This window comes from Marinobacterium stanieri (assembly GCF_900155945.1).
Classification (GTDB): domain Bacteria; phylum Pseudomonadota; class Gammaproteobacteria; order Pseudomonadales; family Balneatricaceae; genus Marinobacterium; species Marinobacterium stanieri.
In genome coordinates this window covers 1-26,192 of record NZ_FTMN01000015.1, presented here as the reverse complement: position 1 = coordinate 26,192, position 26,192 = coordinate 1, and the positions used below count along the sequence as shown (strand labels likewise).

Genomic DNA, 26,192 nt, shown 5'->3' with positions numbered 1-26,192 from the left:
CCTCATCTGTTGGTTTCGAAGGAGTATTTTAGCGGATCCCTTGCGGGCTTTCATGACGGCCTGTGGTCAATCCGGCAGCTACTATATACTAGACGTTTTGAATGACGTTCAGGTTCACATGCGACTCGATAAATATATTGCCAGCGTCACCGACTACTCGCGCAAGGAAGTAAAACGCTTTCTGCACGCCGGTGAAATCAGTGTCAACGACGAACACGAACGCAACCCTGCGCGCAAGATAGCTGAAGATGACCAGGTTTGCCTCCAGGGCGTGCCATTGGAAGCGCCGCGTACCCGTTATCTGATGCTGTACAAGCCCGAAGGGCTGGTCTGCTCCACCGAAGACCCGACCCATCCAACCGTACTGGAGTTGCTGGAAATGCCTCGGGTTGAGCGTCTGCATATCTGCGGGCGTCTGGATGTGGATACCACAGGTCTGGTCCTGCTGACCGACGACGGCCAATGGGCACACCGTGTCACCTCGCCCAATCACAAGACCGGCAAGGTTTACCATGTCACTACCGTCGACCCCATTGCCCAGTCAGCCGTGCGCAAGTTTGCCGACGGCCTGATGCTCAATGGCGAAAAGGAGCGTACCAAACCGGCCGAGCTGGAGATTCTGTCCGAATTCGAAGCCCGCGTATGTCTGCATGAAGGGCGCTACCATCAGGTGAAGCGCATGTTTGCGGCCCTGGGTAACAAGGTCGAAGCACTGCATCGCGAGCGTATCGGCGCAATTGAGCTGGACGAGATGCTGGAGCCCGGTGAATACCGCGAGCTGACCGAGGCCGAGGTAGCCAGTATCTGATATGGACCTGATCTCGAGCGAACTCAACCAGTGCCTGCGTCAGGCCAGTGGCAAGACCCTCTGGCTGGTGGATGAGAACATCCAGCTAAGCCTGAGTGCCCGGCAGGATATCGACGTGATTGGTAATCGCTTTGACGTCATTGAGCGGCTTGAAGCCAGTGGCTGGCAGGCACAGTTCAGTGACTTTGACCTGTCTGAGTGTCCAAATGGCGAGTACGACCAGGTTCTGTATCGCGTATCCAAGGAAAAACCGGTGGTGCACTACTTGATCAGTGGCGCCAGCCGCCTGCTCAAACCCGGTGGTACCCTGACTCTGTTGGGTGAAAAAGGCGAAGGCATCCGCACCTACGTTCGCAAGGCTGCAACCTGCCTGGGCAGTGAGCGACAGGAGCAAAAACTCGGTGGTGACAGCTGGCGGGCCGACATTGTGCGCGCGAAGCAAACCGGCGAGTGCCCTCCCGACCAGGATTACACCGAGCTGCGCCCTGCCTGTGAAGACACACGACAGCAGTATTTTTCCAAACCCGGCCTGTTTGGCTGGAACAAGATCGACCGCGGCAGTGCCTTTCTCATTGAACAGCTGCCCGAAATGCTGGGCCAGTCTCTCCCGCTGACAGGTTCGGTACTGGACCTGGGCTGTGGCTTCGGTTACCTCGCACTCAATGCCTGTGGCGCCGAGAGCACGCTGGTCTGCACTGACAACAATGCAGCAGCACTGAAAGCCTGCCGCTATAACCTTGACCAGGCAGGTCTGAACGCTCAGGTTCTGGCTTCCGATGCCGGCGACCAAGTGAGCGGGACGTTTCAAACACTGCTGTGCAATCCGCCGTTCCACAGTGGCTTCGCCGTGGATGGCGATTTGACCGACCGCTTCCTCAAGGCCGCACAAAGACTACTCGACCGGAACGGAACCGCCTGCTTTGTGGTCAACCAACATATCCCGCTGGAGCGCAAGGCACAGGGACTCTTCCGTGATATTCAGCTGCATGCCGATAACGGCCAGTTCAAACTGGTTCGGCTGCGCCACCCACTCACCCCTTGAACACCGAGAGACACATGACTTTAGACTATCTCCGTCAGAGCCTGTTTTTCTTTCGTAACCATGCCAACAAGCTGGCTCTGATACAGATTCCCTTTCTGGCTCTGGTCAGCATTGTGCAGTACCAGCTGCTGCAAGGTATCGATACGGACACCGACCAGATCCGACACAGTATATTCATCAGCTCCTCTCTCGACCTGGCGCTGATGCCGGTCTATTGGGGTGCGACCCTGCTCTACCTGCGTTCAGTGCTGCAGGGGGAGCCGCTCGGTGTCGGTCAGGCACTGGTGATGGGACTGGCATGCTGGGGCCGCCTGCTGCTGACCTATATCCTCACGGCACTGGCCATTTCCAGCGGTCTGCTGCTGTTTATCGTGCCCGGTATCTATATCGGCATCCGCCTGGCATTTGCCGAGTTTTATTGTGTAATGGAAGGCAAGGGGCCACTTCAGTCCATCAGCGCCAGCTGGAACACTACCAAGGAATTTTTCTGGCCCCTGTTCCAGGGCCTGGCCCTGATCATCGGCCTGCTGCTGGCCATTGAACTGACGCTGGGCCAGATGCTGAACGAACAGCAGGACCTGATGATGCTGGTATCCCTTGTGATCCAGTTCCTGGGCGTGGTACCCACCATTTTCGCCTACCGCCTCTACTGCGTGATGAAAGAAGGCGATCGTCCCGCCTGATTTTCCTTTTGCGCGGCTGCCACGGGTGGCTGCGCTTTCTTCCCCCAGCCCTTTAACCACGCTGCTACTGTGCCGCAGATGGCTGTCCTGTGGCCGAGATCCCCTTCATCTTGAACAATGTCGCTTTCGTACCTCCCTGCACACATGACATAAACACAGGCATGTACAGCGCCGCTTCTGCGCACCCATGCGCCCGCGGCATAAGTACATACGTGCGCAAAAAAGCCCCTGGCGGCGAACCGGCAGGGGCTGGGTATAGCGTGCAGACTTACTGCATCAGGATCAGGAAACGGCGTCGTCCGCTTCCAGGTCCTTCATGGACAGCTTGATGCGGCCACGCATATCAACGTCGAGGACTTTAACCTTGATCACGTCGTCCATGTTGACGAAGTCGGTGACCTTGTTGACACGCTCTTTGGCGATCTGGGAGATGTGAACCAGACCATCTTTACCCGGCAGGATGTTCACGAACGCACCGAACTCTTCGATACGCACAACCTTGCCTTCGTAGATCTTGCCGATCTCGGCTTCGGCGGTGATCGCAGTCACGCGATCCAGCGCCGCCTTGCCCTTGGCCTTGTCGTCAGCGTAGATGCGGACGGTACCGTCATCTTCGATGTCGATCATGGCGCCGGTTTCTTCGGTCAGCGCACGGATAGTCGCGCCGCCTTTACCGATCAGGTCACGGATCTTCTCCGGGTTGATCTTCAGCAGCTGCATCGCCGGTGCGTTATCCGGCAGTTCCGGACGCGCGTAACCGATGACCTTGGCCATCTCTTTGAGGATATGCTTGCGCGCTTCGTGCGCCTGCTCCAGCGCAATTTCCATGATCTCTTCGGTGATACCGGTGATCTTGATATCCATCTGCAGCGCAGTTACGCCTGCTTCGGTACCGGCAACCTTGAAGTCCATGTCGCCCAGGTGATCTTCGTCACCCAGGATGTCGGTCAGTACGGCAAAGCGATCGTTTTCTTTCACCAGACCCATGGCGATACCGGCAACCGGCGCCTTCAGCGGTACACCCGCGTCCATCATGGACAGGGAAGCGCCACAGACAGAGGCCATGGAGCTGGAACCGTTGGATTCTGTGATCTCGGATACGATACGGATGGTGTACGGGAACTCTTCCTGCGTCGGCAGAACCGCAGCAACACCGCGGCGTGCCAGACGGCCGTGACCGATTTCACGACGACCGGTCGCACCCATGCGGCCAGCTTCACCGACGGAGTACGGCGGGAAGTTGTAGTGCAGCATGAACGGATCTTTACGCTCGCCTTCCAGCGCATCGATGATCTGCTGGTCGCGGCTGGTACCCAGAGTACAGGTAGCGATGGACTGGGTTTCACCACGGGTGAACAGGGCAGAACCGTGCACGCCTTTCAGAATATCGATCTCAACGTCGATACCACGGACAGTCTTGTTGTCACGACCGTCGATACGCGGCTGACCGTCGATGATACGGTTACGTACGATCTCTTTTTCCAGTGAGCTGAAGATACCGGCCACTTCCTTATCGGACGGCTGGCCTTCTTCGGAACCGGACAGCGCTTCAACAGCATTGCTGCGCAGGTCAGACAGAGCGCCCTGACGCTGCATCTTGTCAGCGACCTGGTAAGCAGCGGCGATGCCTTCACCTACCAGTTCACGAACCTGAGCAATCAGAGTTTCGTTCTTGGCGGCCGGCTGCCAGTCCCACTTCGGTTTGCCAGCTTCAGCAACCAGTTCGTTGATAGCGTTGATAGCTACCTGCATTTCCTGGTGTGCGAACAGGACAGCGCCCAGCATTTCGTCTTCGGTCAGTTCCTGAGCTTCGGACTCAACCATCAGCACGGCGTCGTTGGTGCCGGCAACAACCATGTCCAGCTCGGAGGTTGCGAGCTCTTCAAAGGTCGGGTTAAGGATGTAGCCCTGGTCTTCGGTGAAACCGACACGTGCAGCGCCGATCGGACCCAGGAACGGGATACCGGAGATGGCCAGCGCAGCAGAGGTACCGATCATCGCAGCGATGTCAGGATCGTTGACCTTGTCGGCAGACATGACAGTACAGATCACCTGTACTTCGTTCATGTAACCTTTCGGGAACAGCGGGCGGATCGGACGGTCGATCAGACGAGAGGTCAGTGTTTCCTTCTCGGACGGACGCGCTTCACGCTTGAAGAAACCACCCGGGATACGGCCAACGGCGTAGTACTTTTCCTGGTAGTGAACGGACAGTGGGAAGAAGTCCTGACCTTCGCGCGCTTCCTTGGCACCGACAACGGTACACAGCACCTGAACGCCAGCCATGGAAACCATGACAGAACCTGTCGCCTGACGGGCAACCTTGCCGGTTTCGATAGTGACTTCGTGTTTACCGAACTGGAATGTTTTGCTAATCGCTTGCACGATAAAAACTCCTTGGCTTGAGTCTATCCCGCCTGCTGACCAACCATTCCTCTTTGTAAGCCGGTACTCAGTTATTCACTGTGGCAGTGGATAAGTGAGTACAGGCTGGATGATTGTGTCGGCGTTTGCGGGGTTTGAATAAAGAGCTGATAAAACTGAGGCCATACAGTGTATGGCCTCAGAGGGGTACTGCTTAGCGACGCAGACCGAGACGACCGATCAGGTCCAGGTAACGGTCGGCATCTTTGCCTTTCAGGTAGTCCAGCAGCTTACGACGCTGGTTTACCATGCGGATCAGACCACGACGAGAGTGGTGATCCTGCTTGTGCGATTTGAAGTGACCCTGCAGGCCTTCAATGTTCGCAGTCAGCAGCGCAACCTGTACTTCGGTAGAACCGGTGTCGCCAGCGCCACGACCGAATTCAGCTACGATTGCTGCTTTTTGTTCGTTAGAAAGAGCCATGTTTATCTCCTGGTTAATATGCACACAATCCAGAGGACTGCGGATTGATAGTCGCGCTGCACCGAGCATATTTTCAGTACAGCGTCAGTCGGCCCTTGAGCCGAACAATTCAGTTGGTGCTGACCAGACGCTTGGCCCGCAGCACCCCATCGGTACCGATCTCGCCGATACCCATAAATTCGGTTTGCCCCTCACTGAAGAGACGCAGTTCACCACTGAGTGAACCTGCGTTGGCCGCGCGGAAACGCTGCCCCACACGCATGCGGTCCATTTCCTCTGCGGTCAACTCCAGAGCCGGCAACTGAGCTACCGGACTCCAAGCCGGTAATAATAACGCATCCAGGCGCTGATGTATGCTGTTTTCAGCCTCATCCGCACGGGGTTCAGCCAAACTTTGCAGCTGTTCCAGCGTCATCATCTGATCGGCATGAAACGGTCCGGTCTGCAGACGTCGAAGTACGGTAACATGAGCGCCGCAGCCCAGCAGCAAGCCGAGATCTTCAACGATGCTGCGAATGTAAGTGCCCTTGGAACAGAAAATTTCCAGGTCCACTTCATCTTCGCGCAGCGCCAGCAGTTTGATCTCGTGAATGCGTACCTGACGCGGCTTCACCTCGACCTCAATACCCTGGCGTGCCAGCTTGTACAACGGCTGGCCATTAAGCTTGAGCGCCGAATACACCGGCGGCACCTGCTCAATCTCGCCACTGAAGTGTTCCAGCAACAGGGCTTCAACCTGCTCAGGCGTCAGGTCCTGGGGAACAGGCTTTTCCTCGGTGATTTCGCCTTCAGCATCACAGGTATCGGTACGCTGCCCCAGTTTAGCCGTGGTCAGATAGCGCTTATCCGAGTCCAGCAGATACTGGGAGAACTTGGTCGCCTCGCCCAGACACACCGGCAGCAAGCCGGTCGCCAAAGGATCCAGTGCACCAGTGTGCCCCGCCTTGGCTGCACCGTACAGGCGCTTGACCCGCTGCAGTGCTGAGTTGGATGACAGTCCCTGGGGTTTGTCCAAAAGAAAAAGGCCGCTGATTGAGCGGCCTTTCGGTTTACGGGCCATAGTGGTCAGTTCCCGTTAGTGTCTTCATCTTCATCCGCGCGCTGAGCTTCCTGCTGCCAGGCCTTTTCGATCAGGCCATGCAGGTGACGGCCACGCTCCACACTTTCATCAAAGTGGAAACGCAGCTGAGGCATGATCCGCAGCTTGATGCCACGGGCCAGCTCGGTGCGCAGAAAACCGGACGCGTTGTTCAGAACCTGAGTGGCGTTTTTAATCGCCTCTGCCTGCGTCTCGTCGGTCTGCTCACCAAAGGCCATCACGGTGAAGTAGACATCGGCATAGCCGAGATCCTTGCTCACCTTGACGTGGCTGATGGTGACCATGCCCAGACGCGGGTCCTTGATTTCGCGTTGGATGAGGGAGGCCAGATCACGCTGGATCTGGTCCCCTACCCGGTCAGTTCGTTTGAAATCGCGTGCCATAGTGCTCCGATTACAGCGTACGCTGTACTTCAACAGTGTCGAACACTTCGATCTGGTCACCGACCTTCACGTCGTTGTAGTTCTTCACGCCGATACCACATTCCATGCCCTGACGGACATCGCTGACGGCATCCTTGAAGCGACGCAGGGATTCCAGCTCGCCTTCGTAGATAACCACGTTGTCACGCAGTACACGGATACGCTTGTTACGGTATACGGTACCTTCGGTAACCATACAACCGGCAATCGCGCCCAGCTTCGGTGAACGGAAGACGTCACGTACCTGAGCAATACCAACGATCTCTTCGCGGTATTCCGGAGACAGCAGACCGGTCATTGCCTGTTTCACATCATCGATGATGTCATAGATGACGCTGTAGTAACGCAGTTCCAGCTCTTCGCGCTCAACCACAGCCTTGGCCTGGTTGTCCGCACGAACGTTGAAGCCGACCAGGATGGCAGAAGATGCCAGCGCCAGGTTGGCATCGGTCTCGGCGATACCGCCAACACCACTGGAGACAATGTTCACCTTCACTTCGTCGGTGGACAGGTCTTCCAGAGACTGGATGATCGCTTCCAGAGAACCACGTACGTCCGCTTTCAGGACGATGTTCAGAGACTTCACATCGCCGGCCTGCATGTTTTCGAACAGGTTCTCCAGCTTGGACTTCTGCTGACGCGCCAGTTTCACTTCGCGGTATTTACCCTGACGGAAGAGTGCCACTTCACGGGCTTTCTTCTCGCTGGATACCACAGTGAACTCGTCACCTGCATCCGGTGTACCGTCCAGGCCGAGGATCTCGACCGGAATTGCCGGGCCTGCGGATTCGATCGGCTGACCGTTCTCATCCAGCATGGCACGAACGCGGCCATAATGCAGACCTGCCAGAACGATGTCGCCCTTGTTCAGGGTACCGTTCTGAACCAGCAGCGTGGAGACGGAGCCGCGACCCTTGTCGACGCGAGACTCAACCACAACGCCCTGTGCCGGTGCGTCTTTAACCGCTTTCAGTTCCAGTACTTCAGACTGCAGCAGGATCGCTTCCAGCAGCTCGTCGATACCCTCGCCGCTCTTGGCGGATACGTGGGTAAACTGAACGTCACCGCCCCAGTCTTCCGGAATAACGTCACGCTGCGCCAGTTCGTTCTTGACGCGATCGGGATCCGCTTCTTCCTTATCGATCTTGTTGACCGCAACGACCAGCGGAACGCCCGCTGCCTTGGCATGCTGAACAGCTTCTTCGGTCTGTGGCATCACGCCATCGTCAGCCGCAACGACCAGTACCACGATATCGGTCAGCTGAGCACCACGTGCACGCATGGCGGTAAAGGCCGCGTGCCCCGGAGTATCCAGGAAAGTGACCATGCCGTTTTCGGTTTCCACATGGTAAGCACCGATGTGCTGGGTGATGCCACCCGCTTCGCCTGTGGCAACCTTGGTACGACGGATGTAGTCGAGCAGGGATGTTTTACCATGGTCAACGTGACCCATAACGGTAACAACCGGAGCACGCTCTTCCTGGTCGCCCTGAACCGCCTGTACACTTTCGAGCAGTTCGTCCTCGATTGCGTTCTCCTGCATCGCCTTGGCCTTGTGGCCCATCTCTTCAACGACCAGTACGGCAGTATCCTGATCCAGGACCTGGTTGATGGTCGCCATGGCGCCCATCTTGAACATCACCTTGATCACTTCGGCCGCTTTCACGGACATCTTCTTGGCCAGATCGGCCACAGTGATGCTCTCCGGAACGCTGACTTCATGAACAACCGGTGCTGTCGGCTTCTCGAAACCATGCTGGTTAGGTGTGTTGCGACCACCACGACCGGCGCCGGCACGCTTGTTCAGCTTGCCACGACGGTTGTCATCACGACCACCCTTGCCCTTGGCACCCTTGCCGCGACGCGGACGATCATCATCCTGGTCCTTGCGACGAGTGCGCTCCTTGTCCTTGTTCTTGCGACGCGGGTTGTCGCCCGCAGGTTCTGCAGCAGGAGCAGGAGCCGGGGCAGCTTCAGGCTGAGCGGCCGGTGCAGCAGGTGCTGCAGCCTTGGCTTCTGCCGGTGCAGCTTCAGTGGCTGCCGGTTTAGCCGGTGCTTCAGTCGCAGCAGGTGTTTCGGCCTTCGCGACCGGCTCAGCTGCCGGTGCTTCAGCTACCTGCGGCTTTTCTTCCACTTCAGCCGGTTTGGCTTCGTCTTCCAGAACAGAACGTTTCACATAGGTACGCTTTTTACGTACTTCTACGCTGACCGTCTTGCGCTGGCCGGACGCGCCGGAAATTTTCAGCTGTGAGCGCGTTTTGCGCTTCAGGGTAATCTTGCTCGGTTCAGCAGAGTCAGACTGCTCGCCGTGACTGCGCTTCAAGTGGCTGAGCAGCTTAAGACGCTCGTCTTCAGACACTTTGGAATCGATCTTCTTGCCGTTGATGCCGGCTTCCTGCATTTGCGTCAGCAGACGCTCAGCGGATACACCAACCACATCGGCAAGTTGCTTTACGGTTACTTCTGCCATATATGTGTTCTCCTCTTCCGCTGGCGTTTACTGCTCTTCCGCGAACCAGGGCGCACGAGCGGTCATGATCAGCTCGGCTGCCTTTTCTTCGGTCAACCCGTCGATCTCCAGCAGATCCTCTACGGACTGCTCGGCGAGATCTTCCATGGTGACAATGCCACGTGCGGCCAGCTTGAATGCCAGCGTGCGCTCCATGCCATCCATGTTCATCAGGTCTTCTGCCGGTTCGGTATCGCCCAGTTGCTCTTCACTGGCGATCGCCAGGTTGATCAAAGCATCTTTGGCGCGCTCACGAAGGGCCTCGATCAGCTCTTCATCAAAATCTTCAATATCGAGCATTTCTTCGGTTGGTACATAAGCCACTTCCTCAACGGACGTGAACCCTTCAGCGACCAGAACCTCAGCCAGCTCCTCTTCTACATCCAGGTGCTTGACGAACATGTCAACGACAGCACCCACTTCGGACTGTTGCTTATCGGCGGCTTCTTCCTCCGACATCACATTCAGATCCCATTCGGTCAGTTCACTGGCCAGACGTACGTTCTGGCCGCTGCGACCGATGGCCATGGCCAGCGCTTCTTCAGCAACTGCCACGTCCATGGAATGACTTTCTTCATCCATCACGATGGAGGCCACCTCTGCCGGTGCCATCGCATTGATGACCAGCTGAGCCGGGTTGTCATCCCAGAGGATGATATCCACACGCTCGCCGCCCAGTTCGTTGGATACCGCCTGTACACGTGCACCACGCATACCGACACAGGCACCCACGGGGTCAATGCGGCCATCGTTGGTTTTCACCGCGATCTTGGCACGCGCACCCGGGTCACGGGCAGCGGCACGGATCTCGATGACTTCCTCGGCAATTTCCGGCACTTCGATGCTGAACAGCTCGATCAGCATCGCATTGGAGGTACGGCTCAGAATCAACTGAGGACCACGGCCTTCACTGCGAACTTCTTCCAGTACTGCACGAACACGGTCGCCCATGCGGAAGCTTTCACGCGGAATCAGGTTTTCACGCGGCAGCAAAGCCTCGGCGTTATTACCCAGATCCACAATAATGTTGTCACGCGTCACTTTCTTGACGGTACCCGCAACCAGCTCACCTTTACGGTCCTGGTACTGCTCAACTACCTTGGCGCGCTCGGCTTCACGTACTTTCTGCACGATAACCTGTTTTGCTGTCTGCGCAGCAATACGCCCAAAGCCAACAGATTCAACCTTCTCTTCGTAGGTATCACCCGGCTGCAGGTTGGTATCGATCTCGAGGGCTTCCTCCAGTGTCAGCTCGGTACCCAATGCAGGCACTTCTTCATTGCTGACTACCAGCCAACGGCGCCAGGTCTCATAGTCACCGGTCGTACGATCAATCTCGACACGGATGTCCGCTTCTTCGTCATAGCGTTTCTTGGTCGCCGTAGCCAGAGCTACTTCGATCGCTTCAAAAATGACACCCTTGGGCACGTCTTTTTCGTTAGAAACAGCTTCTGCAACCAGTAGAATCTCTTTATTCATATGACTGCCTCGCCAAACCTCAAACCGGTATTAAAACTGGGGAACCACATTGGCACGATCGATATAGTCGATCGGCAACAGATACTCTTCATCATCAACAACCAGCAGAACTTCGTCGCCTTCGACGCCATTCAGCAGGCCTTTGAATTTGCGGCGCCCCTCGAAAGGCACCCTCAGACGCAGCTGCACCTGATGGCCCGCATAGGCCTCAAATTGCTGCAGGGTAAACAGAGGGCGATCCACACCGGGCGATGACACCTCCAGTGTGTATTGCTCCTGAATCGGATCTTCTACATCCAGTACACCACTGACCTGGTGGCTCACACGTGCACAGTCATCGACCGTGACCCCTTCAGGACCATCGATAAAAATACGCAGAGAGCTGTGACGCCCGGCGGAGTTGAACTCCAGCCCCCAAAGTTCGAGCCCCAGGGCGCTAATGGCCGGCTCGATCAATTCTTTCAGAGCATTTAATTTGGCTGACACTGATGAAGACCTCGTGTTGGCGCTTGCCGAAACAAAAAATGGGTCACTAAGGACCCATTTCTGACGGCACTAAAGCCATTGTTTACCTACGAAAAAGCCCCTTAATAGGGGCTTTTTCGTAAAAGTGGTAGCGGGGGCTGGATTTGAACCAACGACCTTCGGGTTATGAGCCCGACGAGCTACCAGACTGCTCCACCCCGCATCAGAAACAGGTGCATATTATACACAACACCTGATCAACTTACAAATGGTGCCGAAGGCCGGACTCGAACCGGCACGAGCATAGCTCACCACCCCCTCAAGATGGCGTGTCTACCAATTTCACCACTTCGGCTTAATTCTTACTCGGCAACCGGAATATCAGTTGCCGCTTTGTCACCTGCCTGCTCGCTTTCCAGCGCCGGCAGTTCCGGCTCATCCTGGGCCTGAGCAGCGGACTCGATCACTTCAGCAGCCGGGATACCGGCACCGCTGACATTCTCGGCCTTCTGCTTGGCGAAGACGGCCAGTGCAAAACTGGACGCAAAGATACCCGCAGCCACGACTGCAGTCAAACGTCCCAGAAAACTTTTTGAGCCCTGGCTGCCAAAAACGGTCTGAGAAGCGCCACCACCGAAGGCTGCACCTGCTTCAGCACCCTTACCCTGCTGCAAAAGCACCAGCGCAACGACGGCTACCGCGAGCAACACATGGACAATCAGAATAACGCTTTCCATAAAAATACCGTCTTAGCTTTCGCCTGCCGCAGCGCGACAGATCGCAAGAAAATCGTCAGCCTTGAGCGATGCTCCACCAATGAGCCCGCCATCAATATCCGGCTGTGCAAAAAGTGCATCGGCATTCGCCGCGTTTACGCTACCGCCATAGAGAATACGCACTTTTTCATCCAGTTCAACCTGCTGCGCAGCCAGTGTATCGCGCAATGCACGGTGAACTTCCTGAGCCTGCTCCGGCGTTGCGGTCAGGCCTGTACCTATCGCCCATACGGGCTCATACGCCACAACCAGCTCTGCCAAGTGCTCGACTGGCACTTCTTCCAGCACGGCGCGCAACTGCGACTGCACACGCTGAAGAGCCAGACCGGACTCACGCTCATCCAGGGTTTCACCCACACAGACGACCGGGGTCATACCTGCATCAAGGACGCGCTTTGCTTTCTCGGCCACCTGTGCATCCGCCTCACCATAGAGCGAACGGCGTTCCGAGTGACCAATCACAACCCAGCGGCACCCAAACTCGGCCAACATGCCCGCAGACACTTCACCGGTGAATGCCCCTTCGACATCTGCGCAAACATTCTGCGCGCCCAGCTCGATAGAGCCAGCCTGCAACAGAGACTGCGCCTGCGCCAGATATACGCTGGGCGGACATAAGGCAACATCTACACGTTCAAGCTTGTTGTCGTATCCGGCTGTCAGAGCGTTCAGCAGTGCCTCATTCGCATTTTGCCGACCGTTCATCTTCCAGTTTCCGATTACCAGTGCCTTCCGCATCGATATCCCCTCATGAAAGAGGCGCACATTTTATCGGAGCCCCTGTCAACTGACAAGAGCCCCCAGGGCTTTTTCCACGTTTTCCGAGAGCTGGCGACACAGGCGCTCTACCTCATCGGCAGACTCGCCTTCCACCATTACGCGAACAACAGGCTCGGTACCCGAGGGGCGCAAGAGAACACGACCACGGCTGCCCAGCTCTGCTTCTACGGCCCGCACGGCTTCCTGCACATCAGATTGCTGCATCACATCTACACGCACAGGCATGGCCACATTAATCATGGTCTGCGGCATTTTGTGCATGCCGGCTTTCAACTCGGCCAGCGTTTGGCCGCTGTCATGCATGGCCTTGAGCACCTGCAAGGCCGCTACCAGACCATCGCCCGTCGTGGTCAGATTGCCACACACAATATGACCAGAACTCTCGCCACCCAACACCCAGTCGTGAGCCTTGAGCTGTTCAATGACATAGCGATCACCCACCTTCGCACGTACAAACGGCAGCCCCAGGCGCTCCACTGCCTGCTCCAGACCCAGATTGGACATCAGGGTACCGACGACACCGCCCTGCATAGTGCCCTGTGCCTGCCAGGCTTTGGCAATGATGAACAACAGCTCATCACCATCCACTACTTCGCCGCGATGGTCGACCATCATCAGACGGTCACCATCCCCGTCCAGCGCAATACCCAGATCAGCCTGCTCACCTTTCACAACTGTTTCCAGTCGTGCCGTATCGGTGGCACCGCAGCCATCATTGATATTGATACCGTCGGGCGATGAACCGATCTCGATCACATCGGCCCCCAGCTCGCTGAGTACTTTAGGCGCGACGTGGTAGGTTGCGCCATTGGCACAGTCGAGCACGATACGCATGCCCTTGAGGCTCAGATGGTTATTCAGCGTACCCTTGCAGAACTCGATATAACGACCGGCCGCATCTTCAACACGGCGCGCCTTCCCAAGCTCAGCCGAGGGGACTGTAGTCATGGCGATATCCATCTGTGCTTCAATCGCTTTTTCGACACTGTCGGGCAGCTTGGTGCCGTTTTCGGAGAAGAACTTGATACCGTTGTCGGAAAACACATTGTGCGAGGCACTGATAACGATGCCGGCATTGGCGCGGAAGGTACGCGTCAGATAGGCCACGGCCGGCGTCGGCATGGGGCCCGTCAACAGAACATCGACTCCGGCTGCGGACAACCCTGCTTCCAGCGCAGACTCGAACATGTAACCCGAGATACGGGTATCCTTGCCAATCAAAATCTTGCTGCGCCCTTCGCGGGCAAATACACAGCCGGCAGCCCAGCCCAGCTTCAAAACAAAATCCGGTGTAATCGGGAACTGACCGACCTCTCCCCTGATACCATCGGTACCGAAATACTTTCTACTCACTCATTATTCTCCCGGTCGGCACTTTCACACATAACCGCTTCGGTCATGCGCACGGCATCCACAGTGGCCGCGACATCATGCACACGCATGACTTTCGCCCCCTTGGTAACAGCCAGTACCGCTGTCGCCAGGCTACCGTACAAACGCTCATCAACATCGCGATTCAACGCCTGGCCAATCATGGATTTGCGTGAAGTCCCTACCAGCAGGGGCAACTTCAGCGCGTGCAATTCCTGCATACGATTCAACAACTGCAGGTTATGTTCGAGAGTTTTGCCGAAACCGAACCCCGGGTCCAGCAGAATGCGATTATCCTTGATCCCGATCTGCCTACAACGCTCAATCTGATGCTGCAGGAAAGCGGCAACCTCTTCGACTACATTTGCGTAGTGTGGACTGTTCTGCATATCAATCGGGCTATTGCCCTGCATATGCATGGTACAGATCGCCAGATCAGTGGCAGCTGCAGCCTCCAGTGCGCCCGGACGGGTAAAGGCACGTACATCATTGAGCAGGTGGGCGCCCGCTTCTGCAGATGCCCGCATCACTTCCGGCGCACTGGTATCCACCGAAATCACCACATCCAGCTCGCGTGCGACCGCTTCGACCACCGGTACCACGCGGTCCAGCTCCTCCTGTACCGGAACCGGTGTCGCCCCCGGGCGGGTGGACTCGCCACCGATATCAATCAGGCTCGCCCCGTCACGCACCATTTGCTCCGCTTTCTGCAGTGCTCTGGACACAGACAGCGCCTGGTCATCATAGACACTGCCACCATCCGAGAAAGAATCCGGGGTGACATTCAGAATGCCCATCACCTGTGTACGATCAAGATTCAGCCTGCGCGTGCCACATTCAAGTACTGCCATTTGCCCTACCCTCGCAAACGCTGCCGCTCTCAGCGGCGGTCAATCACAAACAAAAAAGCCGGCACGTATGCCGGCTTGATCTTCAGGCCGAATGCAACCTAGCGGTCACCGTCCGGCTTGTTCCAGGGGTTACCGTCGCTGCGCTCGGAGGAGTCCGATTCGCGACCGCTGTCCTGATTGTCACCCTCATCGTCCGCATCCTGCTCCGCCTGCGGAGCCTCTTCTGCACGGGGAGAAGACTGCTTCATTTCCTCAACATCACGCTCGGCCTTGTCGGCACGTTCCTGAGCTTCTTCCCAGCCATCCGGCGGTGAAACTTCGGTACGCTCCATCAGCTGATCCAGCTGGTCTGAACCGATGGTTTCGTACTTCATCAGCGCCTCGGCCATGGCATCGAGAATATCACGATTGTCATGCAGGATCTGTGAGGCTTTCTGGTAGCACTCGTCAATAATCCGCTTCACTTCGGTATCGATGCGCTTCTGTGTCTCTTCAGACATCGGCTTGGAGCCCTGCCCCATGCCACGGCCAAAGGGATCATCATCCTCTTCGCCGTACAGCAAGGGTCCCAGGTCGTCACTCAAGCCCCACTTGGTCACCATGTTACGCGCCAACGATGTCGCTTTCTGGATATCGTTGGAGGCACCGGTTGTCACACCCTCTTTACCCAGCGTCATCTCCTCGGCAAGACGACCACCATACAGTGAACAGATCTGAGAAATGATCCACTGGCGGCTGTGGCTGTAGCGATCCTCTTCCGGCAGGAACATGGTCACACCCAGGGCGCGACCACGCGGAATAATGGAGACCTTGTACACGGGGTCATGCTCAGGCATGACACGACCAATGATGGCGTGACCGGCTTCATGGTAAGCCGTGTTCAGGCGTTCCTTGTAGGACATGACCATGGACTTGCGCTCAGCACCCATCATGATCTTGTCCTTGGCCTGTTCGAACTGCTCCATGCCCACGGTACGGCGGTTGTTGCGTGCTGCAAACAGAGCCGCTTCGTTCACCAGGTTAGCCAGATCGGCACCGGAGAAGCCTGGAGTACCACGTGCAATCAGCTCCGGCTTGACGTCATCACCCAGCGGAACCTTGCGCATGTGTACTTTCAGGATCTGCTCACGACCGCGAATATCCGGCAAGCCCACATGGACCTGACGGTCGAAACGGCCAGGGCGCAGCAGCGCCGGGTCCAGTACGTCAGGACGGTTGGTTGCCGCAATTACGATGATACCTTCGGTACCTTCAAAACCATCCATCTCAACCAGCAGCTGGTTAAGCGTCTGTTCGCGCTCATCATTACCGCCGCCCATGCCGACACCACGGTGACGACCTACGGCATCGATCTCATCAATGAAGATGATACAAGGTGCATGTTTCTTTGCCTGGTCGAACATGTCACGAACACGGGACGCACCCACACCGACAAACATTTCGACAAAGTCGGAACCGGAAATGCTGAAGAAAGGCACGCGAGCCTCGCCGGCAATCGCTTTCGCCAGCAGGGTTTTACCCGTACCCGGAGAACCGGCCATCAGTACACCACGGGGAATATGACCACCCAAACGCTGGAATTTGCCCGGATCACGCAGGTAATCCACCAGCTCTTTTACCTCTTCCTTGGCCTCTTCAACACCGGCCACATCATCAAAGGTGGTTTTGATCTGGTCTTCCGCCATCATCCGTGCCTTGGACTTGCCGAACGACATGGGGCCACCTTTGCCGCCACCGCCGCCCTGCATCTGGCGCATGAAGAACATGAACACTGCAATAATGACCAGTATCGGGAAGGATGCCACCAGCAGCTGCGTCCAGATGCTCTGACGCTCAGGCTGCTTGCCTTCAATCACTACATTATTGTCCAGCAGATCATCGATCAGCTTGGGGTCCTGTACGGCCGGACGCACTGTCTGGAAGCTGTCTCCGTTACTGCGCTGCCCTACAATGGTATAGCCGTCGATAGTCACCTTGGACACACGACCGCTTTGCACCTCGGCTACAAAGTCGGAATAGCTTAGATTGCTACTTTCCTGTTCGGCACTGAAATTGTTGAAGACAGTGAGCAGCACCGCTGCGATCACTAACCACAACACCAGATTTTTTGCCATATCGTTCAATGGACCACCCTCTGTTCACTCAATTCTGTCGGCCGTTACTGATTGCCACTGTTACTGAATCAGCATCACTACGCAACTTTTTCTCTTGTACGGCCCTGTGGCGTATTCCGAGCACGGCCCGGTTATTCCGACCTGCCCGTTTGATCGACAGCATGGCAATTTGTTCCTGTCCGCCACCACACTGCCCTTGTATTCTTCGCACCCGCTACTCAGTTTTATCTGACTCAGGTAAAATAGTCGTTTAATTGTTGATCAACGGGGCTCTGCCCCCACCAAGAGGCACCATATTCTAGTATGAGCTTGACGGCTGAGCAAAAGAAGCACTTTCGCACCCTGGGCCACAACCTGAATCCGATCGTCATGGTGGCCGGTAACGGCCTGTCCGAGAACATCCAGCTTGAAGTGGATCGTGCTCTGGAAGACCACGAGCTGATCAAGGTGAAGTTCGCTGTTGGCGACCGCAACCTGAAGCGCCAACTGATTCGCCAACTGTGCGAAATCGTCGAAGCCAAGCTGGTTCAGGAGATCGGCAACATCGCCTTGCTGTATCGCCCGGCACAGGAACCCAACCCCAAGCTGTCCAACCTGCTGCGCTAACTGGCAGACGTAAAACAGCCTATATAAAAAAACCGCCGGCATGCCGGCGGTTTTTTTTCATGTCAGGGTCAGATGTGCTCGACCGCGGACACTTCATACTCGATCAGGCCTGACGGGGTCTGCACTGCGGCAATATCCCCTTCTTCCTTACCCACCAGCGCACGCGCAATCGGCGAGTTCACTGAAATCTTGCCCTTTTTGATATCCGCTTCGTCATCACCCACGATCTGGTAACGAACTTCTTCATCGGTATCAATGTTGAGCAGATCCACAGTGCTGCCAAAAATAACCTTGCCCGAGTGCGGAATCTCGGTGATATCGATCACCTGAGACTGGGACAGCTTGTATTCAAGTTCGCGGATACGACCTTCAATAAATCCCTGCTGCTCACGCGCGGCATGGTACTCAGCATTCTCTTTCAGGTCACCATGCTCGCGGGCTTCCGCAATGGCGGCAATGACTGCCGGGCGCTGAACCGACTTGAGGTCGGCCAGCTCTTCCCGCAACATTTTTTCACCGTAGACCGTCATAGGAACACGATTCATGATGCTTCTCCTGCGTGCAGGTCCTGCAGACGGCGAACTGTCTTCTCTTCACCGTACTTCAGTGCTTCGGCGGTTGCCGCAGCACCTGCCAGCGTGGTGGTGTAAGGCACCTTGTGCTGCAGAGCAGAACGACGGATTTCGGCAGAATCGGCAATCGCCTTGCGACCTTCAGTGGTGTTGATCACGTAGCTGATCTCACCATTCTTGATCATATCAACGATATTCGGGCGACCTTCCGCTACCTTGTTGACGCGGGTAACGCTCAGGCCGGATTCTTCCAGCAGCGCCGCAGTACCGCCTGTTGCAACCAGAGCAAAGCCCAGCTCAGTCAGGTCCTTGGCAACCGGTACAACGGCAGCCTTGTCAACATCACGCACGGAGATGAACGCCTTGCCCTTGGCAGACGGCATTTTCTCGCCAGCGCCGATCTGGGCCTTCATGAAGGCTTCGCCGAAGGTCGCGCCTGTGCCCATGACTTCGCCGGTGGACTTCATCTCTGGGCCCAGGATGGGGTCAACGCCCTGGAACTTGTTGAACGGGAATACCGCTTCCTTGACGTTGAAGAACTTGGGCACGATTTCCTCGGTGAAACCCAGCTCCTGCAAGGTCTTGCCGGTCATGACACGTGCCGCCACAGCGGCCAGTGAAGTACCGATACACTTGGAAACAAACGGCACGGTACGGGAAGCACGCGGGTTCACCTCGATGACGTAGATTTCGCCATCCTGGTAAGCCAGCTGTACGTTCATCAGGCCAACAACGCCCAGTTCCAGCGCCATTTTGCGGACCATGTCGCGCATTTCGTCCTGCACATCTGCCGCCAGGCTATATGGCGGGAATGAACATGCCGAGTCACCGGAGTGAACACCCGCCTGCTCGATATGCTGCATGATGGCACCGATCACGACGGTTTCACCATCGCTGACAGCATCAATATCAACTTCGACCGCTGCGTTGAGGAAGTGGTCCAGCAGAACCGGTGCGTCGTTGGACACTTTAACGGCAGACGTCATGTAACGACGCAGCTCATCTTCCTTGTAGACGATCTCCATGGCACGACCACCCAGTACATAGGACGGGCGAACCACCAGCGGATAACCGATCTTGCCAGCTTCAACGATCGCTTCTTCCAGGCTGCGTACAGTCGCGTTTTCCGGCTGCTTCAGGCCCAGACGTTTCAGCATCTGCTGGAACTGTTCACGGTCTTCCGCACGGTCAATCGCTTCCGGGCTGGTACCAATGATCGGCACACCGGCTGCTTCCAGTGCCACAGCCAGTTTCAGCGGCGTCTGACCGCCGTACTGCACGATGACGCCCTTGGGCTGTTCAACGTTAACGATCTCCAGCACATCTTCCAGCGTGATCGGCTCGAAGAACAGACGATCGGAGGTGTCGTAGTCGGTGGATACGGTTTCCGGGTTACAGTTGACCATGATGGTCTCGTAACCGTCTTCACGGGCCGCCAGTGCCGCGTGTACACAGCAGTAGTCAAATTCGATACCCTGACCGATACGGTTCGGGCCGCCACCGATGACCATGATCTTGTCACGATCAGACGGGTTGGCTTCACACTCTTCCTCGTAAGAGGAGTACATGTACGCGGTATCCGTTGCGAACTCAGCCGCACAGGTATCCACACGCTTGAATACCGGACGCACGCCCTGCTTCTGACGCTGCTTGCGGAACTGCTTCTCGCTTACACCCAACAGCTGTGCCAGGCGCGCATCGGAGAAACCCTTGCGCTTGAGGCGGAAAATCTGGTCCTTATCCAGCTCGCTCAGCGCGGTTTCAGAAACACGCTGCTCGTCCTTGATCAGATCTTCGATCTGAACCAGGAACCAGGGGTCTACACCACTGAGCTTGTAGATTTCGTCGACACTCATACCCAGACGGAAGGCATCACCGATGTACCAGATGCGCTGTGCACCCGGCTGGGTCAGCTCGGCCACGATTTCGTCACGGGCATCTTCAGCGTCCAGATCCAGCACCGGATCAAAACCGACAGAGCCGACTTCCAGACCGCGCAGTGCTTTCTGCAGGGATTCCTGCTGAGAGCGACCGATCGCCATGACCTCACCTACAGATTTCATCTGCGTGGTCAGGCGGTCGTTGGCCTGCGGGAATTTCTCGAAGGTGAAACGCGGAATCTTGGTCACGACATAGTCGATGGACGGCTCGAAAGACGCCGGGGTACGACCGCCGGTGATGTCGTTCTGCAGCTCATCCAGGGTGTAACCCACTGCCAGCTTGGCCGCGATCTTGGCAATCGGGAAGCCGGTTGCCTTGGAAGCCAGGGCAGAAGAACGGGATACACGCGGGTTCATTTCGATAACCACAACGCGACCGGTTTCAGGATCCACACCGAACTGCACGTTGGAACCACCAGTTTCCACACCGATCTCACGCAGTACCGCGATCGATGCATTACGCATGATCTGGTACTCCTTGTCGGTCAGGGTCTGGGCCGGTGCCACGGTGATGGAGTCACCGGTGTGCACGCCCATGGCGTCGAAGTTCTCGATCGAGCAGACGATGATGCAGTTGTCGTTTTTGTCACGCACAACTTCCATCTCGTACTCTTTCCAGCCGATCAGGGATTCATCGATCAGCAACTCGTTGGTCGGCGACAGGTCCAGACCACGCTCACAGATTTCGATGAACTCTTCACGGTTGTAGGCAATACCGCCACCGGAGCCGCCCATGGTGAAGGACGGGCGGATGATAGCCGGAAAGCCGATGGAATCCAGCACCTGCAGTGCTTCTTCCATGCTGTGTGCGATCGCCGCGCGCGGGCACTCCAGGCCGATGTTCTTCATCGCCTTGTCAAAGCGTTCGCGGTCTTCCGCCTTGTCGATGGCGTCCTGGGTAGCGCCGATCATCTCTACGCCGAACTCGGCCAGCACGCCTTCACGGTCCAGATCCAGGGCACAGTTCAGTGCGGTCTGGCCACCCATGGTCGGCAGCAGCGCATCAGGGCGCTCTTTTTCAATGATCTTGGCGACGGTTTTCCAGTTGATCGGCTCGATGTAGGTCGCATCCGCCATAACCGGGTCGGTCATGATGGTAGCCGGGTTCGAGTTAACCAGGATTACACGATACCCCTCTTCGCGCAGTGCCTTACAGGCCTGGGCGCCGGAGTAGTCGAATTCGCAGGCCTGTCCGATAACGATCGGGCCCGCACCAAGGATGAGAATACTTTTAATGTCCGTACGTTTTGGCATCTGTCTTAACCGGTCGTATCTATAGCTATCACGGGTTCACAGTCAGGCTTCAGGCCTGCTTGCGGGCTTTGATCTGTTCAATGAAACGATCGAACAGCGGCGCCACGTCGTGCGGACCGGGGCTTGCTTCCGGGTGACCCTGGAAACTGAATGCCGGGCAGTCAGTGCGCTCGATTCCCTGCAGGGAACCATCGAACAGTGACTTGTGGGTCGCACGCAGGTTGGCCGGCAGTGATGATTCATCAACTGCAAAGCCGTGGTTCTGGCTGGTAATCATCACGTGAGTGCTGTCCAGATCCTGAACCGGGTGGTTGGCCCCGTGATGGCCAAATTTCATCTTCACGGTACGGGCACCTGATGCCAGAGCCAGCAGCTGGTGGCCCAGGCAGATACCGAATACCGGCACCTGAGTATCCAGAATGTCGCGAATGGCCGTGATTGCGTAATCACAGGGCTCGGGGTCGCCCGGGCCATTGGACAGGAACACACCATCCGGATTCAGAGCCAGCACATCAGCAGCGGGAGTTTGTGCAGGCACGACGGTCAGGCGACAGCCACGCTCGACCAGCATACGCAGGATGTTGTGTTTGACACCAAAGTCATAGGCAACCACATGGAAAGGCAGTTCGCTGTCTGCTTTTTCCGCGTGTCCCTGACCCAGTTTCCAAGTAGATGAACGCCATTCATACTGTGCTTCAACACTCGCTTCTTTAGCCAGGTCCATGCCTTTCAGGCCCGGGAATGCGCGTGCCGCGGCCAGTGCTTTTTCTTCATCCAGCTCATCGCCAGCCAGGATGCAGCCGTTCTGAGCACCTTTTTCACGCAGAATACGGGTCAGGCGGCGGGTGTCGATATCCGCGATACCGACTATATTATTGTCCTTCAGGTACGCATCCAGACTCTGTTCACTGCGGAAGTTGCTGGCCAGCAGTGGCAGATCCCGGATCACCAGGCCGGCGGCCCAGGTGCGAGTGGATTCCTGGTCTTCCTGGTTTACCCCTGTATTACCGATATGGGGATAGGTCAGGGTTACGATTTGGCGAGAGTAAGAGGGATCCGTCAGGATCTCCTGGTAACCGGTCATGGAAGTGTTGAATACCACTTCACCACTGGACTCACCATCAGCGCCAATCGCTATTCCCCTGAAAATACTGCCGTCTTCAAGGGCTAGAATGGCTGGTCGCGTCAATTGAACCTCCCCGCGCATGCGCTGCTTCACTGGACAAATTTGGATAGTATACGTGCAAAAAAGCGAGGCAAAACTTGATGCTTACCTCGCTTTCGAAAATTGGGCTGTTTGTGTCCTGCACTTGTAGCAGGTAAACGGCAATATTTTAGACTATCCCGCCTTGCACGTCTATCAGCTTGAAACCCGTCCGCGTCATCTGAGTGTCATAGAGAAGTAATATATTGTCGCTTTTTAAGAACATCTGATTGTGAGTCTCATGCGCATTTCAACACTAGCACGCCTCTCATCCCTGACGCTCCTCCTGATGCTGGCTCTGTTGACTGCATCTGTCGTTATTTCCCTGAAATTACTCAGCGATGCCTTTTCCAACAGCACCAATTACCAGGACTATACCCTCGAGATCAAAAACCGGATCGAGCAACCCGCCAACCAGTACTTGAATACCGGCAATGCCACACGCCTTACCGAACTGGATCATGGGATAGATCAGGCTCTGGAGACCAACACCCAGAACCTCTGGCTTGAGGAAGCCATTCGCAGCCAGATACAACAGATACTGTCAGGCCTGAAGCAGGAGACGCTTCCCCAATTGCGCAGCGCCGGCAAACTGTCAGACCCGCAATCATTACTGATCAATAACGAACGGGAACTGGCGTATAGCCTCAAAAGCCTGTCCGACTATGCACAACAGTATCTGGGCGAGCAACCTAATGGAGCTGCACAGGATCGCGCACTGTTTTTCCTGGAAAGCAGTGCCAGCCTGCTGTCCAGCCTTCACCACCTTACCCTCTTGCGCCAAAGCTACTTCAGCCAACCTGACGCCGAGACAGCAGACTCCATCGAGTTGCACCTGAAAAAGATGCAGGCACAAGCCTCCGAGATACAGTCCCGTGAATTACTGGGCCTCTATGAGGTCGAGGAAGAGGACCCCATGGCGGCATTGATGGGGTGGGACACCGATCAGGAACGCACTGAAATTGGTGAAGAGCCGGTTAGCCAGATCAGCAACCTGATCAACCGCTACCCCAAAGAGCTCGGCAATGCCCGCAAGTTCAATGTTCTCAAGCAACAGGGGCAGGCCGCAGCCAGTGAGAGCATGCAGGCATTGCAGCAAGAGCTGGCCCATATCGAAGAAGTGCTGAATGAGTCATACCGCAACACGCTCAGCACCACCTATTGGATTCTGGGTATTGGTGTCGGCCTTATTCTGTTGGCAGCTGTTCTCATGACAATATTGCTCAACCGCCTGGCCTGCCTGCTGGTCGTGGGCAGCCACCATATTGCCCAGCTTGCCGAAGGCGAGCTGCACGGGCAGATCAATATGATCAGCCGCTTTGAAGAAGCCCGCCAGCTTAACCAGGCACTGAACCGTCTGCAGGATTACTTCAAGCGGCTCATCAGCCAGATCGGCCAACAAACCGACGCGCTGGGCTCTCTCAAAAGTCGAGCCATTGATAGTGCTGCAACTCTTGAACAACGGGTTAGCCAGCAGCATGAGCAAGCGGCCCAGTCTGCCAAACAGATGCAACAACTAACCCAGTCGTTCCAGGAGGTTGCCGCTAATGCCGCGCGCACAAACGATGTCACCTTTGATGCTGGCAAACAGGCCGATACTGGGCATAAGCGTATCCTCAGTACCAGCGACTATGCCAGTCAGCTGATCCAGGAGGCCGAACGCACGGAAGCCAGTATTCAAACATTGCGACGTGACACCCTTGCCATTGGCGAAGTACTCAATGTGATTCATGGCTTTGCCGAGCAAACCAACCTTTTGGCCCTCAATGCCGCCATTGAAGCCGCACGCGCAGGTACAGCCGGGCGTGGCTTTGCAGTTGTAGCCGAAGAGGTGCGCAACCTGGCCACCAATACCTCCGCATCCGCCGAGCAGATCCAGCAACTGATCAACACCTTGAACAAGGCATCCGACGATGCCGCAAACTGCGTCGAGAAACAGAAATCACTGGTTGATGCCACCGTTGGCGCCATCTCTGATAGCCGTACCTCCATGGAGCAGATACGCGATGCGGTCAGCCAGATTGCCGAAATGAACGCACTTATCGCGTCAGCCACCGAGCAACAGTCAGCAACAACGGCAGACCTGCAGCAAGCCATCGAACACAGTGCAGAGCTTGCAGCCGAATCGGCTACAGGCGCGGATAACAACAAGCAACTGGCACTTGAGATGGATGATGTCAGCCGTAACCTGGACACTCTGGTGCGCAGATTCCATCAGGAGCAATAATTAATTTAAAATCATGAAGATAGTTGACTTGCTCAGCTGTCACTGGCAGAATTCCCCGACTTGCCCAGATAGCTCAGTCGGTAGAGCAGGGGATTGAAAATCCCCGTGTCGGTGGTTCGATTCCGCCTCTGGGCACCAAACATTTCAAAGAAGCCTCGCATATGCGGGGCTTTTTTGTTTCTGCCATTTTTCTCGAACACCTTTTCCCGCGCACTGGCAATCGATAACCTTATCCTCGTACCCATGGATTAACACGCTATAAGCCGCTTTTTTAACGCCACCAAGAAAGATTTCCAGCCCTCTCAACTCTTCATTACTTCGCCCCTTTCACCAGTCAAGGCATCTGTATTTATGATGGCTTTTCCAAAAGATGACTTGGATCAATTTCTGTCATAGCAATGCCCTGCCCCACGAGTTTTAAGAATTTTTCTTATATACCCGATCAGGAAGCCTGACTAATATTGTCCTCGAGGTTCACAGGACGTGATCACAGCGTGAAGGAACAGCGCACCTCAAGCTGCACAGGAACATGCAGCAGCTGACATGGATGTCGGTGACAGGGCCCCTTGGCACGGATTGCGTCGGGGCCCTTCATTTTTACCCACAGTTAATCCTTCCTTATAACACTGCCTTCCATTCGTTTTTCCAAGGCAGTGCACAAGTACGTTTTTACTTTCTCTTACAGTGACCTGAAGTCGTTACACCAAACACAACCTCTGCCTGCCAGGGCTATTCATTTCCAGACTGTACCGATTTTATTCCCACAAATATCCACTGCCATTCATATAGTCTCCGTGTGCTGAATATCGCACCTGGGTAAGCGAGTTTGATCTTGGATGTAGTCAGTTGAAGCGGTAGCTGGAAGTTCTGCGTAAATCTTTATGCAGCTCTGGCGCGGCCCATAACGCAAAAACCCCGATCTCGACGAGACCGGGGCTTTCACTTCATTAAATGCCTGGCATGGCGATGAGCGACCCTCACAGGGGGCGGTCCGACGTTCGGAGCCCCACACGCTTATCGCGGGCTTGCTCATATGAGCGTCTTTAAATCGCACATAGCAAAACGCCCTGACCATTGCTGATCAGGGCGTCTTAAATAAGTGCTTGGCGATGACCTACTCTCACATGGGGAAGCCCCACACT

The 26,192-nt window shown here is 55.9% G+C and carries 20 protein-coding genes and 3 tRNA genes; 6 read left to right on the top strand and 17 right to left on the bottom strand.

Going from position 1 to position 26,192, the window contains the following annotated elements; translation table 11 throughout:
* Positions 1-118 precede the first annotated feature (118 nt).
* The 3 genes from rsuA to BW956_RS21460 are packed head-to-tail and all read left to right on the top strand — an operon-like array spanning position 119 to position 2,533.
* Positions 119-808 (top strand): 16S rRNA pseudouridine(516) synthase RsuA, encoded by a 690-nt coding sequence (gene rsuA, locus BW956_RS21470; RefSeq protein ID WP_010325151.1) that lies wholly within the window; start codon positions 119-121, stop codon positions 806-808.
* 1 nt (position 809) lies between these two features.
* Entirely contained in the window at positions 810-1,850 is a 1,041-nt protein-coding gene (locus BW956_RS21465; RefSeq protein WP_076466403.1) for a class I SAM-dependent methyltransferase, read from the top strand.
* A gap of 14 nt (positions 1,851-1,864) precedes the next feature.
* Entirely contained in the window at positions 1,865-2,533 is a 669-nt protein-coding gene (locus BW956_RS21460) for a YciC family protein (RefSeq protein WP_010325153.1), read from the top strand.
* Between the two features lie 282 nt (positions 2,534-2,815).
* Here the strand turns inward: BW956_RS21460 and pnp are convergent, their stop codons facing one another.
* The 14 genes from pnp to ftsH form a co-directional block, all read right to left on the bottom strand.
* Positions 2,816-4,918 (bottom strand): polyribonucleotide nucleotidyltransferase, encoded by a 2,103-nt coding sequence (gene pnp, locus BW956_RS21455; protein WP_139327275.1) that lies wholly within the window; start codon positions 4,916-4,918, stop codon positions 2,816-2,818.
* Positions 4,919-5,111: 193 nt separating this feature from the next.
* Positions 5,112-5,381, bottom strand: a complete 270-nt coding sequence (gene rpsO, locus BW956_RS21450) for a 30S ribosomal protein S15 (protein WP_010325155.1) — start codon at positions 5,379-5,381, stop codon at positions 5,112-5,114.
* A 109-nt stretch (positions 5,382-5,490) separates the two neighbouring features.
* Complete coding sequence (gene truB, locus BW956_RS21445; RefSeq protein ID WP_076466401.1) at positions 5,491-6,441, bottom strand: tRNA pseudouridine(55) synthase TruB; 951 nt, start codon at positions 6,439-6,441, stop codon at positions 5,491-5,493.
* 5 nt (positions 6,442-6,446) lie between these two features.
* A complete protein-coding gene (gene rbfA, locus BW956_RS21440; RefSeq protein ID WP_010325157.1) occupies positions 6,447-6,863 on the bottom strand; it encodes a 30S ribosome-binding factor RbfA in 417 nt (138 codons plus the stop codon).
* Positions 6,864-6,873: 10 nt separating this feature from the next.
* Positions 6,874-9,372, bottom strand: coding sequence for a translation initiation factor IF-2 (infB, locus tag BW956_RS21435; protein WP_076466400.1), 2,499 nt, complete (start codon positions 9,370-9,372; stop codon positions 6,874-6,876).
* A gap of 27 nt (positions 9,373-9,399) precedes the next feature.
* Positions 9,400-10,890, bottom strand: coding sequence for a transcription termination factor NusA (gene nusA, locus BW956_RS21430; RefSeq protein ID WP_010325159.1), 1,491 nt, complete (start codon positions 10,888-10,890; stop codon positions 9,400-9,402).
* A 30-nt stretch (positions 10,891-10,920) separates the two neighbouring features.
* Positions 10,921-11,376 carry a ribosome maturation factor RimP gene (gene rimP / locus BW956_RS21425; protein WP_010325160.1) on the bottom strand — a complete coding sequence of 152 codons (456 nt, stop codon included), beginning with the start codon at positions 11,374-11,376 and terminating at the stop codon, positions 10,921-10,923.
* A gap of 125 nt (positions 11,377-11,501) precedes the next feature.
* Positions 11,502-11,578 (bottom strand) — tRNA-Met (locus tag BW956_RS21420).
* A gap of 46 nt (positions 11,579-11,624) precedes the next feature.
* A tRNA-Leu gene (locus BW956_RS21415) sits at positions 11,625-11,710 on the bottom strand.
* A 7-nt stretch (positions 11,711-11,717) separates the two neighbouring features.
* A complete protein-coding gene (gene secG, locus BW956_RS21410) occupies positions 11,718-12,092 on the bottom strand; it encodes a preprotein translocase subunit SecG (RefSeq protein ID WP_010325161.1) in 375 nt (124 codons plus the stop codon).
* Between the two features lie 12 nt (positions 12,093-12,104).
* Entirely contained in the window at positions 12,105-12,869 is a 765-nt protein-coding gene (gene tpiA / locus BW956_RS21405; protein WP_076466399.1) for a triose-phosphate isomerase, read from the bottom strand.
* 45 nt (positions 12,870-12,914) lie between these two features.
* The gene (glmM, locus tag BW956_RS21400) at positions 12,915-14,264 is read right to left on the bottom strand and encodes a phosphoglucosamine mutase (RefSeq protein ID WP_076466396.1); all 1,350 of its coding nucleotides are present in this window, start codon (positions 14,262-14,264) and stop codon (positions 12,915-12,917) included.
* Positions 14,261-15,133 (bottom strand): dihydropteroate synthase, encoded by an 873-nt coding sequence (gene folP, locus BW956_RS21395; protein ID WP_076466394.1) that lies wholly within the window; start codon positions 15,131-15,133, stop codon positions 14,261-14,263. Before folP ends, glmM begins: the two co-directional genes overlap by 4 nt.
* Before the next feature lie 98 nt (positions 15,134-15,231).
* On the bottom strand, positions 15,232-17,247 hold the full coding sequence (gene ftsH, locus BW956_RS21390; RefSeq protein WP_076466392.1) for an ATP-dependent zinc metalloprotease FtsH: 2,016 nt from the start codon (positions 17,245-17,247) through the stop codon (positions 15,232-15,234).
* Between the two features lie 303 nt (positions 17,248-17,550).
* On the opposite strand from ftsH, the gene BW956_RS21385 reads away from it, so the two are divergent.
* Positions 17,551-17,853 carry a YhbY family RNA-binding protein gene (locus BW956_RS21385; protein ID WP_010325166.1) on the top strand — a complete coding sequence of 101 codons (303 nt, stop codon included), beginning with the start codon at positions 17,551-17,553 and terminating at the stop codon, positions 17,851-17,853.
* A 68-nt stretch (positions 17,854-17,921) separates the two neighbouring features.
* Here BW956_RS21385 and greA read toward each other — a convergent pair whose 3' ends face one another.
* Genes greA through carA form a run of 3 tightly spaced genes read right to left on the bottom strand, consistent with a single transcriptional unit; the run spans position 17,922 to position 22,808 of the window.
* A complete protein-coding gene (greA, locus tag BW956_RS21380; protein ID WP_076466390.1) occupies positions 17,922-18,398 on the bottom strand; it encodes a transcription elongation factor GreA in 477 nt (158 codons plus the stop codon).
* The gene (carB, locus tag BW956_RS21375) at positions 18,395-21,619 is read right to left on the bottom strand and encodes a carbamoyl-phosphate synthase large subunit (RefSeq protein WP_076466388.1); all 3,225 of its coding nucleotides are present in this window, start codon (positions 21,617-21,619) and stop codon (positions 18,395-18,397) included. Before carB ends, greA begins: the two co-directional genes overlap by 4 nt.
* Positions 21,620-21,668: 49 nt before the next feature.
* On the bottom strand, positions 21,669-22,808 hold the full coding sequence (gene carA, locus BW956_RS21370) for a glutamine-hydrolyzing carbamoyl-phosphate synthase small subunit (RefSeq protein WP_076466423.1): 1,140 nt from the start codon (positions 22,806-22,808) through the stop codon (positions 21,669-21,671).
* A gap of 256 nt (positions 22,809-23,064) precedes the next feature.
* Between carA and BW956_RS21365 the strand changes: the two genes are divergently transcribed.
* Positions 23,065-25,050, top strand: a complete 1,986-nt coding sequence (locus BW956_RS21365) for a methyl-accepting chemotaxis protein (RefSeq protein WP_083703202.1) — start codon at positions 23,065-23,067, stop codon at positions 25,048-25,050.
* Positions 25,051-25,112: 62 nt separating this feature from the next.
* Positions 25,113-25,188, top strand: a tRNA-Phe gene (locus BW956_RS21360).
* Positions 25,189-26,192: the final 1,004 nt, after the last annotated feature.